The organism is Microscilla marina ATCC 23134 (genome assembly GCF_000169175.1).
GTDB lineage: Bacteria > Bacteroidota > Bacteroidia > Cytophagales > Microscillaceae > Microscilla > Microscilla marina.
Genome location: NZ_AAWS01000060.1, coordinates 40,916 through 54,629, shown reverse-complemented (window position 1 = coordinate 54,629; position 13,714 = coordinate 40,916). Strand labels below are relative to the sequence as shown.

Sequence of the window (13,714 nt, the reverse complement as noted above, 5' to 3'; positions counted from 1 at the left end):
TGCCAACCCAGAAGTCGTTACACAAGTCGTGTATGGTGTTTAGAATGGCACTGCTCAGGTCACCATGCGGTAAGACCTTCACGGAGGGTAGTATTGGAGTTGGTTGCTATGCGATTGAACAAGCACGACAAACTGTTAGAAGCTCTTACACAAGTCGTACACAACGTTTCGAATGGAATTGCTCAGGTCACCCTGCGGTAAGACCTTCACGAAGGAGAGCAACCACAAGGGATTGTTCCCATTAACGAAATACCAAAACCATTACGAAATAACGTATAAAAATCACTATTTTGCAGTTCACCTACTTCCGTGAAAATAAAAAAATAAAATTTTATTTTACTGATTATCAATCACTTAAAAAATATTTTTCAAGCTAAAATGCTTTTGGTCTTTGGTTTGAATATATACTAACCAAAGATATTTAATAAGCTTTGTGGTTAGGAAAGAAAAACGAGATTCTGTTAGGGTCTCGTTTTTTACTTTAGTGCCCATTCCAAATGATCATTTCTCTATTACACTTGTTGGTTGAACTGCTCTCTTGCCTTATTTTACCTTAACCTCGTCATAAGCAGTTCAACCAAAAAATACCGTCTCAGGTGTGGGTCTTTGGGCGTTAGCCTGACCTACTTGCCAACCCAGAAGTCCTTACACAAGTCGTGTATGGTGTTTCGAATGGCACTGCTTAGGTCACCCTGCGGTAAGACCTTCACGGAGGGTAGTATTGGGGTTGGTTGCTATGCGATTGAACAAGCACGACAAACTGTTAGAAGCTCTTACACAAGTCGTACACAACGTTTCGAATGGAATTGCTCAGGTCACCCTGCGGTAAGACCTTCACGAAGGAGAGCAACCACAAGGGATTGTTCCCACTAACGAAATACCGAAACCATTACGAAATAACGTATAAAAATCACTATTTTGCAGTTCACCTACTTCCGTGAAAATAAAAAAATTAAATTTTATTGCACTGATTATCAATTACTTAAAAAATATTTTTCACACCAAAATGCTTTTGGTCTTTGGTTTGAATATATACTAATCAAAGATATTTAATAAGCTTTGTGGTTAGGAAAGAAAAACGAGATTCTGTTAGGGTCTCGTTTTTTACTTTAGTGCCCATTCCAAATGGTCATTTATCCATTACACTTGTTGGTTGAACTGCTCTCTTGCCTTATTTTACCTTAACCTCCTCATAGGCAGTTCAACCAAAAAATACCGTCTCAGGTGTGGGTCTTTGGGCGTTAGCCTGACCTACACTTGCCAACCCAAAATCTTTTATTAACGGTGTATGGCGCGAAGTGAAAACTACTGACGACCGACTCCTGACTTTAGCATTGCTTAGGTCACCCTGCGGTAAGACCTTCACGGAGGGTAGTATTGGGGTTGGTTGCTATGCGATTGAACAAGCACGACAAACTGTTAGAAGCTCTTACACAAGTCGTACACAACGTTTCGAATGGAATTGCTCAGGTCACCCTGCGGTAAGACCTTCACGAAGGAGAGCAACCACAAGGGATTGTTCCCACTAACGAAATACCGAAACCATTACGAAATAACGTATAAAAATCACTATTTTGCAGTTCACCCACTTTCGTGAAAACAAAAAAATGAAATTTTATTGCACTGACTATCAATTACTTAAAAAATATTTTTCAAGCTAAAATGCTTTTGGTATTTGGTTTGAATATATACTAACCAAAGATATTTAATAAGCTTTGTGGTTAGGAAAGAAAAACGAGATTCTGTTAGGGTCTCGTTTTTTACTTTAGTACCCGTTCCAAATGATCATTTCTCTATTACACTTGTTGGTTGCAACCACAAGGGATTACCCTGCTCTCTTGCCTTATTTTACCTTAACCTCGTCATAAGCAGTTCAACCAAAAAATACCGTCTCAGGTGTGGGTCTTTGGGCCTTAGCCTGACCTACACTTGCCAACCCAAAAGCTTTTATCAATGGTGTATGGCGCGAAGTGAAAACTACTGACGACCGACTACCAACTTTAGCCTTGCTCAGGTCGCCCTGCGGTAAGACCTTCGCGGAGGGTAGTATTAGGGTTGGTTGCTATATGATTGAACAAGCATACCGACAAACTGTTAGAAGCTTTTACACAAGTTGTACACAACGTTTCGAATGGAATTGCTCAGGTCACCCTGCGGTAAGACCTTCACGAAGGAGAGCAACCACAAGGGATTGTTCCCATTAACGAAATACCGAAACTATTACGAAATAACGTATGAAAACCACTATTTTACAGCTCTCCCATTTTCGTGGAAATAAAAAAATAATTTTTTATTGAACTGATTATCAAATACTTAAAAAATATTTTTCAAGCTAAAATGATTTTGGTATTTGGTTTGAATATATATTAATCAAAGATATTTAATAAGCTTTGTGGTTAGGAAAGAAAAACGAGATTCTGTTAGGGTCTCGTTTTTTACTTTAGTGCCCTTTCTGAAATATTCTCTTGTTTCACTGTGTATGACCAATCTACTCCAACAATTCTTACATAAGTCGTTTATCAGGTTTCGAATAGCATTGCTCAGGTCACCCTGCGGTAAGACCTTCGCGGAGGATAGTATTGGGGTTGTTTGCTAAATGATGGGGTGAAAAAGCTTTTATCAATGGTGTATGACGCGAAATGAAAACTACTGACGACCGACTCCCAACTACTGACTTTATGCTCAGGTCACCCTGCGGTAAGACCTTCGCGGAGGATAGTATTGGGGTTGTTTGCTAAATGATGGAGCAAGCATTCTGATAAAATTTTACACATCAGGCAGTGAAAGCTACTGACGACCGACTCCTAACTCCTGACTTTATGCTCAGGTCACCCTACGGTAAGACCTTCGCGGAGGGTGGAGCAACCACAAGGGGTTATTCCTACTAACGAAATACCGCACTAATTATGAAATAACGTATAAAAGCTGCGATTTTGTAGCCCTCCCATTTTCGTGACAGTAAAAAAATTAAATTTTATTGCACTGATTATCAATTACTTAAAAAATATTTTTCACACCAAAATGCTTTTGGTCTTTGGTTTGAATATATACTAACCAAAGATATTTAATAAGCTTTGTGGTTAGGAAAGAAAAACGAGATTCTGTTAGGGTCTCGTTTTTTACTTTAGCGACTTTGAGTAATTTTGTATTACTTGTTAACGCAAACAACTTATACACCGTGAACACTTACTTCGATAACCGCCTGGTCATTTACCAAAACTATTTTGATCTAAAATACTGCCAACAAACATTCGATAAGTTGCTCAAAGAAATTAAGTGGTTACAAAAAAGCCACAACAACGAAGGAAAGATAGTAGATTTGCCTCGCCTGACGGCTAATTATGGTGAGAAGTCTTATAATTACTCAGGACTAGTATTTAACCCAGAGCCTTGGACAGACTTTTTGCTGGAACTAAAAACAGTCGCAGAAAACTTAGCTTCAGTACAATTCAACGCATTGGTGCTGCAATATTACCGCGATGGTAACGATCGGGTAAACTGGCATTCAGACGATGATTCTTGTGTAGGAACCAACCCAGTCATTGTTTCTATGTCATTTGGCGAATCGAGGGACTTTTGGGTACGGCATAAAACCCACCATGATGACCGCCATAAATTCACATTACACAGTGGAGATATTGTGATTATGCAAGGCGACATGCAACATGTATATGTACACAAAGTTCCCATCGAAAAAGATAAAACAGAAGCTCGTCTAAACCTCACGTTTAGGAAAGTTGTTACTTAGTCTATCACCACCTTTTGGTAACTTTGACTTGGTCTTAGTTCTTTTACTAAATGCCCCTCTGTATTTTTCAAACGCCATAAATGTTTGATATAAGTCGCCTGTTTTACCTCCTGCCCTGCCCTTATTTTAAAGTAAAAGATTTCTTTCCCGTGAAAGTCTACCCAGTAAACATATAACAAGCCATTACTTTTATTTTTTAACAACAAAGTAGCTCGCTTACTGCTTTGCTGCGATTTTTTACTTGACGTATTTACGTGGGTACTCAGTTTTTTGTCTTGCCATATTTTTGTCAGCAAGGCATAAGCTTTAGGATCGTGGAACTTGAGGTCTTTCCTAGTAAAAGGATAATAGTCATTTTTGCCAAAGAAGGCCTCAGTGAGTTCAGCAAAGTATTCGTGATGATTGTTGGCTCCATAAGCCTTGGCCTTGGTTACTTTACTGCCATTGCCTGCATCATAGCCTACACTTTCATAGAGTTTCAATTTCATTGCCTTATCATACGCCTGCTTAATCCCTTTATGCCCATCACCAAGCACCTGGTCGTGATAAGCATGCGCCAGTTCGTGCAAGATCATTTCAGGTTGATTTTGTTTGCTCCAGTTAACAAAGTTTTGAATGCTTGAGATGTGTACTGCTTTTGCCATTTCAGGAATGTATCCGTTGTTCATTAACCACTGCTTGCTGATATGATATTGTGCAGCTTTTTGGGTATTGGCGCTCCAATCCATAAAAATACGTACAGTTTTCAGATGTTTTTCAGCAGGCCTCTTTAAGGGCAATTTACTGATAGTTAACAACTTCTGCTTTAATAAGCTGACAGCTTGTTTAGTAAAATGGGGGTGTTGGGTCAAAGCTGTTTTTTGAACATATACCTGAAAACCACTGAGGTTATGTATTTTATAATCGCTTAGACTTTGGGCTTTTTGAGCAAATACACTGTTAAAATGAGTACAGTAGGAGATCAACAACAAAATAAAGATTCTCATAATTTTAAGGGTTTGTTAAAGTAGGCAGTCTAAATACAGCAATAGCAATCAATCACTGTCATACAATTACCTGGTTCAAACGCTGACTATCTAAGTGATTTACCGTCAACAACGCTGACAAATAACTACACCTTTTACATCAGTACTAGATATACACACCGTTTGAGTAATTATTGCCGAAAAAGCAAAAACTTTTTTCTATTACTGGTGACATTTGCCTCAGTTGTGCGTCTTAGTACACTGTAAAATAAATATCTTATGCTTTTTTCGGCTTCTTTTGCCCTCTGACTTCTCTTTACAAAAATCGCGTAGCTTTGGCTATGCTCTATTTGTAAAGATCGCCAGCAAACAAAATAAACTCGAACTAAATAACAACTTACTTAATTTACAGTGTACTTAGGAATAGTACCAAAATAAATTTACACCCTGAGAGGTGATTTATTGCCTTGATACTTCGTTATTTTTAGCCTTTGGCAGAGCTCGGCACAGCGTAGCTGTAGCCATCGGTTTTTGACCGTAGCGCTGCTATGGGCGCAAAAAATAGCCTCGTCTCAAAACAAAACCTCTACCTCAAGAATAGCAATTTAATTTCTCACCATTCCTTAGAAATACTACTTAAACTTATTGTTAGGTAATAAAACACCTTATTTAAAGCACCTCAGGGGCTTTCTTGAACGGCTGGCGCACATGTCCTCGCGTGTGTTCCTAAAGCATCAAGATCAAGTAACTCTAAAAGGTACTTATTTTTAACTTAAGGCATTGTTTATCAAGCATTTAAAGCCTTCACTTGAAAAGTTAAGTTGACGCCTATGCGAACTTGTTTGCAGGGGAAGTCTGGAGACCTCTGGTAATCAATGGTTTCAAGTCGCCCTTCGGAAAGACTTAACACAGCGAAAGAGTTTTTTTGTACCTCTCCCCTGCTTTTATTTTGTCCTCCATCAAGCCTTCTTTATAAACCACCTCACGATAGCCGTTTTTAATGCAAAACAGCGGTAGCTGCTGCATAAGCAAACACCCACCACCCTATTATTTTTAGCTTGCTTTGTTTCACTATTTTAGGCAAGCAAATCACTTATTTCTCGAAGCTTACGTTTATTATTTTTCAATTTTCAAAGTAGATTTGTGAAAAGCTTGTTAAATCTTTCATTTATTTTTGAAAGTACAGAACATCCGATTATATTGCTACGTAAGTGTTTGTAAATGGAACTTTAGCCGAGCTCCTGAGATTATTTACTCAACAAAAGACAAGGACAATTATGCATAATACACTTGAGTTTAACACTATAGATAAAGTTTCGGCTAATTTGAAGCCTGTGGCGATCAAATTGACCAAAGACATAGAACAAGCCAATGATTTGATGCAGGAAACATTGATCAAGGCTTTTGTAAATCGCGAAAAGTTTAAGGAAGGTACTAACCTTCAGGCGTGGTTGTATACCATTATGAAAAATATTTTTATCACCAATTATCAACGTGTTGCCCGGCGTAAAACCCTGCTAGACCAAACGGACAACCAACATATATTAAACACCAGTGACAAAACTATAGAGAATAAGGCATACTCTAACTTTGCTATGGAAGAAATAAACGCTGCTATAGATAAGGTAAAGAAGATATACCGGGTGCCATTTAAGCTCTATTTTAAGGGATTTAAATACCAGGAAATAGCAGAAGCATTGGATATACCCATTGGCACCGTAAAAAACCGTATCCACATGGCACGACAAATGTTAAAGGGGAGCCTTAAACAATACGGCTACCTTGACAAGTAGTGTTGCAAAAATTTTCTATACTGCATTTACCCAAGTTTACCCATCTGTTTTGGCAACAAGACGATGGGTATTTTACCTTAAAGCACTATCTATCAAGTACTTACAATTAAAAACTCCTCTTTTTAACTCTTTTTTTGTCACTTCTTAAAATACTAGTTTCACTTTTTTGTTTTATATTTTAAGGATTCCTATCACCTTTATTCAAAAATTTCATTCCCCAACGCTTTACTTTTTAGGTGGTGTTGCCTACTTTCGCGGCGATTATTATTTATAATTAGTCTAAATAAATACAAATGAAGGCAAAAACTACTTATATAACGTGCATGCTAATGGTTCTACTGTTTGCACAAGCATATAGCCAAGTGTTGACAGGCAAAGTAAATGACAATAATAGTAAACCACTCCCCGGGGTAACTATTGTGATAAAAGGAACGACTAATGGTACCCTCACCAATGCTAATGGGCAATTTAGCCTCCCATCAAAAGCCGGTGCACAAACACTGGTATTTTCTTTTGTGGGCTATAAAACCAAAGAAGTAACGGTAAACGTAAGCGGCACCCAAGCCATCGCCGTACCTACGGTTACTTTATACGAAGGTAATGAAATACTACAGGAGGTAGTAATACAAGGTGAAAGAAGAAATCAATTCTCACGAAAAAAGAGTGCTTATGTATCTAAACTGCCTCTGCGCAATATAGAAAATGCCCAGGTATATAGCACCGTTACTAATGAACTGTTGGTGTCGCAAACGGTGACCAACTTTGAAGATGCTTTGAAAAACGCCGTAGGGGTAGACAAATTATGGGCATCTACCGGACGCGATGGCGACGGTGCCGGGTATTATGCTTTGCGAGGCTTTTCGGTACAACCCCAACTAGTCAATGGATTGCCAGGTATTACCAATGGGATTATCAACCCTTCAAACATTGAGCGTATAGAAGTAATCAAAGGTCCTTCGGCTACACTGTTTGGCAGTACTATTACCTCTTATGGCGGCTTGATCAATGTAGTGACAAAAAAACCTTATAAAGATTTTGGTGGAGAGGTATCTTATACTACTGGCTCTTTTGGGCTCAACCGATTGGTACTAGACGTAAACACTCCTCTAGACAAGCAAGAAAAGATTTACTTTAGAATTAATACGGCTTACCACACTGAGAATAGCTTTCAGGATGCCGGATTCAGAAAGTCGTTGTTTGTTGCTCCTTCTATCAGCTATAAAGTAAATAATAGGCTTTCATTCTCGCTTTACTCTGAAATATCGCAAGCAGAACAAACCAACCCTACCTTTTTGTTTTTGAACCGTAGTGTACCCACAGAATGGAATAACCTGGCAGAGCTAAATTACGACTATGAGCAATCGATGACCAGCAATGATTTGACCTTGAAAACACCTACGGCAAATTACCGGATGGAGGCAGACTATAAAATCTCTGACCAATGGCGTTCACAAACTGTATTATCAGGTAGCCGCACCCAATCTACTGGACACTACTCTTACTTATGGAATGATGCCATGAGTGCAGTGGTAGATAATGTTCAACCAGGCGCCAGCGCGTTTATAAACCCTAACAGTCGTACTTTTAGCTTAAATGTGCGTCGAGAAAACGGCATCACCTCTACTTATGACTTACAGCAAAACTTTATTGGTGATTTTAAGCTAGGCAGCATTCGTAACCGTATGGTGGTAGGTGTAGACTACTTTAGCCGCACTGTGATAAGCAATAATACTGCTTTTGCTTTTGTACACAATGTAGACCCTCGCGGTAATGTAGTAAACTATGACAATCCTAATACAAACCCAATTTTTACCCCTACCCTACCTAACAACATTGAGACAACGCCTACTTATTTAACCAAGGCTTCGGTTGAACGATTGCTAAGCAACTCGGCACCTGTCAATACTAGAGTACGCCAAAATGTGTTCAGTGCTTATATATCTGATGTAGTCAATATCACTCCTGCACTTTCGTTGATGGCAGGTGTTCGTTTTGATATGTTTGACTATGAAGGTGATTTAAATACTACCGCAGATGACGAACAGGCTTACACTCAAACAACTTTCTCGCCTAAGTTTGGCATTGTATACCAACCCATACTTAACCAGTTGTCGTTATTTGCCAACTATCAAAACGGTTTTACTAACGTAAACCCAGAGTTGGTACCTTCTGACCCTAACAATCCTACATCAGACTTGGTGTTGCGTAATTTTGACCTGGAGCAAGCCAACCAGATAGAAGTAGGTGCTAAAACCAACCTATTTGACGATCGAGTAGAATTGACTGTAAGTTATTATGATATTACAGTAGATAACAAAGTGATAGGTTTTGGTCCAGCCAAGGTGCAAAATGGTACCGTAAGAAGCAAAGGCTTTGAAGTAGAAGTAAATGTAAACCCATTTGATGGTTTTAACTTAAGAGGTGGATTTAGTAACAATGATGCTCAAATCACTAATTCACCTTCTCAGCCTGAGCTTGCCAACACTCGCTTTGGCGGGGCTGGTCCTGAGATGTTGTATAACTTATGGGCAAACTTTGAGTTTCCTAAGGGTGCACTTAAAGGCTTTGGTATTGGGTTTGGTTTCAACGGAGCCAGTGAGCAAAATGTAATGGCAGGCGAACCAGCCGCAGGTGAATTTATGTTGCCTGCTTATACCATTTTTAATCAATCGGTATATTATCAAGGCGATAAGTTCCGTATAGGGCTGAAGCTTAATAACATGGGCAACCACTTTTATTACAAAGGTTGGACTACGATCAACCCACAACAGCCGCGTACATTATTGGCTAACTTTACTTATAAGTTTTAACCCATTGGTCAAGAGCAACTAAATACTATTGGTTACTTACTTAAAATCATTAAAAAAGCTGCATAGGTTGTCCCTATGCAGCTTTTTTTGGCTTAACAAAAAAATGCCTTGTCAAAAGTATGACAAGGCAGATAAAAATGTGTATTTAAAACAGTGATATGCAATTATATCTATATTTGTAGCCTAAGCTTGTGTTTTTACCCTTTGGGCAGCTTTGGCTTTTACTTCTCGTCTCAATACGCACATGATTTCCTCAGTTTTGGTTTGGTCGCTGGGATGTTTATCATGCGAGATACTGGTAACCTCCCAACCCTCTTCGCCAGCATTTGCAATTGCTTTGTCAATATTAGCAGGGGTTTGGTTGGTTCCACTGGTGGTAATGATTTTGTATTCAAGCTTTGTATTTTTCATATTTTTGGTGATTTGGATTTTGACCATACAAATATAGCAGCACAAGCGTTTATTTGAAACGATTATTTGTATTGTTTATTACCTAAGTTGCTTTTACACAATAATTTATGCAAGCACCTTTAGTATCTGTTATTTGTTTGTGTTATAACCACGAGAAATTTGTGGTTGAGGCACTTCGTTCAGTTTTTTTGCAAACCTATTCGAATATTGAGTTGATAATAGTGGACGATGCCAGTGTTGATGGCAGTGTAAAAATTATTGAAGAGGTGTTAGATGATATTGATGTAAGTTCTACAGCTAAAGAAACGCAAAATAAAGTATTTAAGTTGCCAAAACCACCTGTTTTTATCAAAATCCAACAAAATCAAGGCAATTGTAAGGCTTTTAATGCAGGGCTGAAAATTGCTCAAGGTAAATATATTATAGACCTGGCAGCTGACGATGTATTGCTGGACGACCGGATAGAAAAACAGGTACTTTTGTTTGAGTCTTTACCCAAAGAATACGCAGTGGTGTTTAGCAACGCAGTAAACATCAACGAAGCTGGCGATATATTAAATTATCACTATCCAGTAGATAAAGCTGGAAAAAGCAAGGTAGCTGTGCCTCAAGGCAATGTATATACTGAAGTATTGAGTAGGTATTTTATCAATACAGCTACAATGATGATGCGGACAGACACATTGCAACAAATGGGGGGCTATAATGAAGACTTAAGCTACGAGGACTTTGATTTTTGGGTATCTACTTCTCGGCATTATTTGTATAAGTACCAAGATGAGGTAACCACCATGAAGCGTGTTGTAAGAAATTCACTATCAAGTGCATTTTACCGAAACAAAATGAACCCGCATTTAGAAAGCACCCTTCAAGTTTTTTATAAGGCTTTTGAGCTAAATACCAGCCCTTCCGAAAACCTGGCACTGTCGCGCCAAGTATCTTATCACTTACGGTTGGCGTTTTATACTCAACACTTTGATTTGGTATTTTCATTTAATGACTTATTAAAAAAACTGAATTCAACTACAAAACTTACAGAAACCATCGTCTTATTATCTAAAAATAAAATAAACGTTTATTGGTTTTATCATATTTATCACAAAGTAAAACGCTGGTTTGCCTCACGGTTAAGGTAAAAACAGTGTAGCGTAGAGTGGTATTATTTTTATTCTCTGGAAAAATTCTGCGTTGATAATCTTACCCAACTTGCCTATTTTATCGCACTTCTCATCTTTTTTCATTTGTCTATTAGACGGTAGCGTCTAAAATACCTCCTGTTTTTTCTCTAACCTTGTCATTCAAAACAACCTTGGGCAAGGCAAAAGTATTTGCACTGCCCACAAGTTGTAAATCCCGCACAACGGGGATGTTTTATTCTATTAGTGATCTGGAAAAAATAAGATGTGCCAATTCAAGAAAATATATTGTTCTCAGACGATTCAAAAAAAACGGTGCATAGCCAAAGCTATGAAGCTTTTTTTTTGAGAAGAATGAGGGCAATAGATACACTTTAATGGCTCAAATTATTTATGAAAGATCACTTAGAACATTTTTATTTTTTTTGCCTTTTACTAAACAAATGATGATGAAGGAACATACAAAAAACAGTCAGCATGGTATGATGTCTCACCAATTTCATAAGTTTTGGTTAAAAATTACCGCGATAGTAGTAGGGTCTTTTGGTCCTGTATTTTTCCTGGGCACTATGGTAGCCACCGCCGAACCTGCCCGCTGGACGCTTGATTTACTGAGTTGGCCAATTGATGGAGCAACGACTTATGCCTCGGCCGATACCCGGTTTTTATCGGCACTTACTGGTGGCTTTCTTTTGGGCTGGGGCGTAATGATTTGGTGTTTATCTGTATGGGCATACGATAAGGCACCAGAAGCTATTCGCAAAAGCGTGCTCATTGGCACCTTGTCGTGGTTTGTGCTCGACAGTGCGGGCTCTATTGCCTCTGGCAATGCATCCAATGTTTTGTTTAACGTACTGATTTTACTATTGGCAGTAGGTCCTTTGTGGCGTTCTGCCAAGGCGTAGTCTTCAGGAGGTTGAGGGCTGCTTTTTTCGTCTGTTCGCCTGTTTTATCAAGTTAATTAATTAACTGGCTGATCAGCGATAAACTGAAAAAACTTAATAAAAACCAACCAATAAAACCTTCCAGTACTGTCAGATACATAGGCAACCCTTTGGCGTCGGTATTGCCAAAACCCAGTGTAGTAAAAATATTGATGCTCAGGGCGGTAGAGTCTAAAGCTCGGAAAATGAGATTTTCCAGTACAATGATAAATATGAGTAGAAAAAATAACACATTGGCAAGTCCCCCCGCCAGTTGGTTGCCCGATTTTTTGAGCTTGTGTACCCATCGCATATATGTCACTACAAAATTGTTGGAAGCTTTGCCTGCCTGATACAAAATATTATCAGGCAAGGCAATCAGGTTGAAGTAAAACGGGGCTTTATTACGCTTGTTTCCTTCCACAAAGTCTTTGACTTTGCTGTGGCGTTTGCTCATTTCGGCTTTCTTAGCTTGCATGACCTTAAAAAACTCTTCAGGATGGCGCAAATAGTTGCTAAAACGCCGAAGGTTTTCATAAAAATTGTTGCGGGCATAGCCAAACTGGTGGGGTAAAAAGAAATACACCAAGGCAAACACCAATAACACGTAAAACGACATGTACAACGACTTAAGCGGGTTGGTACCATAGTCACAAAACACCTTCAAAAACACATTCATCCAATAAGTAAAATAGGTTTCAGCGTTGCGGTCTTTTTCGTAGAGTTTTTTCAGATATTGGGTTTCTACATTTTTCCACTCTATATAACACTGATTGGTACTATAGCGGTTGCCCTGAGACTTAAAGGCAGCATATACAATGGCATAACTGCTGAATAAATCATTGAAAATGTTCAGGGGTATTTGCTTGAGATTGTGGATGCTAAAGAGCTTTTTTTGTTGGGCATCATAATACGCAATGCGTTTTTCTACCAGTTTCCAGTCGAGCCGGGTACCCAAGGGGTTGATATTGAGCCCAAATAGTAAAATATAGTCGTGCACCTGGGTACTGTTTAGCTGAAAGTTGTTGCTAATAGAGGAGTTTTGCAGGTCGAGCGAGGTTTTGATCTGGCTGTTTACGAACTTAAGATTGCTAAATACCGAGTTGCGCAGCGAAACAAAGTATTGAGGATTGTAGCGTTTTTTGGGATGCACATTAAAAGTAGTGTTTGAAATACTCAAGTCAAGGTTATTGGCTTTGTTGTCTATCAAAAAAATGCGCGGTTCGAGCCCCATCGCTACTACCCCATACTCTAGGTTTTCGGCAATGTCAAAACGACAACTGTCTATTTTGAGGTGGTCTATCAACGAGCTGCGTTGCATACGAAAGCCTCCGTTGAAGTCACACTTCTTAAAGTCAAGGAAGTCGCCATCATTGCTCAGAAACGCCAACGCTTTTTTGAAACGACATTCGGTGAAAATAGCCTTCATTCGCAGGGTTTCGGTAATATATACGTTGCCGGCAAAGGTGATATTGCGGGGCACAAACCAAAACTGAGAGTCCCAGTCTATCTTAGAAATACGCAAATCGGGGCGAATGACAATCTCTGGACCATTGCTAAAAAAACGCTGATCCATTCCTGCCTTGTCAATCTCTTGCACAAAACGGACTTTCACATCTTGAACAATATAATCATATTTTTTCCCATCTTGGGGCACTCGTTGGTTGGCTTGTTCGAGTGCATCTAAAAACTCGGTAAAACTCACAGTTTTGCCATTAATGGGCGACTGTATATTGATCACCTTGGTTTGTGCCTGGGCAACGAATGTAAGCCACCAGCAAAGTATTAACAGGCTGTATTGTTTGCGCATGGAGATATTGTATAGTTTTTTTCTGTATCTGTAAGCTAAAAATACGCCATTTGCCGCAAAAGAGGGCTGCTGAGTTTATGAAAGCAGCATTTGAGTTTATGAATGGTTGATGTAATGA

At 38.9% G+C, this 13,714-nt stretch carries 9 protein-coding genes; 6 read left to right on the top strand and 3 right to left on the bottom strand.

Annotated features, from left to right (window positions below; genetic code table 11):
* Both M23134_RS42350 and M23134_RS32550 read left to right on the top strand, forming a co-directional pair.
* The coding region (locus M23134_RS42350; protein WP_232296854.1) for a hypothetical protein at positions 1 to 201 on the top strand (201 nt) is incomplete at its 5' end.
* Positions 202 to 3,178: 2,977 nt separating this feature from the next.
* Complete coding sequence (locus M23134_RS32550) at positions 3,179 to 3,748, top strand: alpha-ketoglutarate-dependent dioxygenase AlkB family protein (RefSeq protein ID WP_002704080.1); 570 nt, start codon at positions 3,179 to 3,181, stop codon at positions 3,746 to 3,748.
* Here M23134_RS32550 and M23134_RS39280 read toward each other — a convergent pair.
* Positions 3,745 to 4,734 carry a VHL beta domain-containing protein gene (locus M23134_RS39280; protein ID WP_002704079.1) on the bottom strand — a complete coding sequence of 330 codons (990 nt, stop codon included), beginning with the start codon at positions 4,732 to 4,734 and terminating at the stop codon, positions 3,745 to 3,747. The genes M23134_RS32550 and M23134_RS39280 overlap by 4 nt on opposite strands.
* Before the next feature lie 1,256 nt (positions 4,735 to 5,990).
* Here M23134_RS39280 and M23134_RS32540 point away from each other — a divergent pair.
* Positions 5,991 to 6,506, top strand: coding sequence for an RNA polymerase sigma factor (locus tag M23134_RS32540; RefSeq protein WP_002704077.1), 516 nt, complete (start codon positions 5,991 to 5,993; stop codon positions 6,504 to 6,506).
* Positions 6,507 to 6,835: 329 nt separating this feature from the next.
* On the top strand, positions 6,836 to 9,316 hold the full coding sequence (locus M23134_RS32535) for a TonB-dependent receptor (RefSeq protein WP_002704076.1): 2,481 nt from the start codon (positions 6,836 to 6,838) through the stop codon (positions 9,314 to 9,316).
* A 183-nt stretch (positions 9,317 to 9,499) separates the two neighbouring features.
* On the opposite strand, the gene M23134_RS32530 is transcribed toward M23134_RS32535, so the two are convergent.
* Positions 9,500 to 9,727: a DUF4177 domain-containing protein gene (locus M23134_RS32530; protein ID WP_157558759.1), complete on the bottom strand. Its 228-nt coding sequence runs from the start codon at positions 9,725 to 9,727 to the stop codon at positions 9,500 to 9,502.
* A 107-nt stretch (positions 9,728 to 9,834) separates the two neighbouring features.
* On the opposite strand from M23134_RS32530, the gene M23134_RS32525 reads away from it, so the two are divergent.
* Positions 9,835 to 10,863 carry a glycosyltransferase gene (locus M23134_RS32525; protein ID WP_002704071.1) on the top strand — a complete coding sequence of 343 codons (1,029 nt, stop codon included), beginning with the start codon at positions 9,835 to 9,837 and terminating at the stop codon, positions 10,861 to 10,863.
* 482 nt (positions 10,864 to 11,345) lie between these two features.
* Positions 11,346 to 11,768 (top strand): hypothetical protein, encoded by a 423-nt coding sequence (locus M23134_RS32520; protein ID WP_232296853.1) that lies wholly within the window; start codon positions 11,346 to 11,348, stop codon positions 11,766 to 11,768.
* 52 nt (positions 11,769 to 11,820) lie between these two features.
* Here M23134_RS32520 and M23134_RS32515 read toward each other — a convergent pair whose 3' ends face one another.
* Complete coding sequence (locus M23134_RS32515; RefSeq protein WP_002704064.1) at positions 11,821 to 13,596, bottom strand: hypothetical protein; 1,776 nt, start codon at positions 13,594 to 13,596, stop codon at positions 11,821 to 11,823.
* Between the last annotated feature and the right edge of the window lie 118 nt (positions 13,597 to 13,714).

What these genes read in the sequence shown, in the direction of transcription:
- M23134_RS39280 (WP_002704079.1), bottom strand. Translation starts at nt 4,734, where the DNA reads ATGAGAATCTTTATTTTGTTGTTGATCTCCTACTGTACTCATTTTAAC.
- M23134_RS32540 (WP_002704077.1), top strand. Translation starts at nt 5,991, where the DNA reads ATGCATAATACACTTGAGTTTAACACTATAGATAAAGTTTCGGCTAAT.
- M23134_RS32535 (WP_002704076.1), top strand. Translation starts at nt 6,836, where the DNA reads ATGGTTCTACTGTTTGCACAAGCATATAGCCAAGTGTTGACAGGCAAA.
- M23134_RS32530 (WP_157558759.1), bottom strand. Translation starts at nt 9,727, where the DNA reads ATGAAAAATACAAAGCTTGAATACAAAATCATTACCACCAGTGGAACC.
- M23134_RS32525 (WP_002704071.1), top strand. Translation starts at nt 9,835, where the DNA reads ATGCAAGCACCTTTAGTATCTGTTATTTGTTTGTGTTATAACCACGAG.
- M23134_RS32520 (WP_232296853.1), top strand. Translation starts at nt 11,346, where the DNA reads ATGATGTCTCACCAATTTCATAAGTTTTGGTTAAAAATTACCGCGATA.
- M23134_RS32515 (WP_002704064.1), bottom strand. Translation starts at nt 13,596, where the DNA reads ATGCGCAAACAATACAGCCTGTTAATACTTTGCTGGTGGCTTACATTC.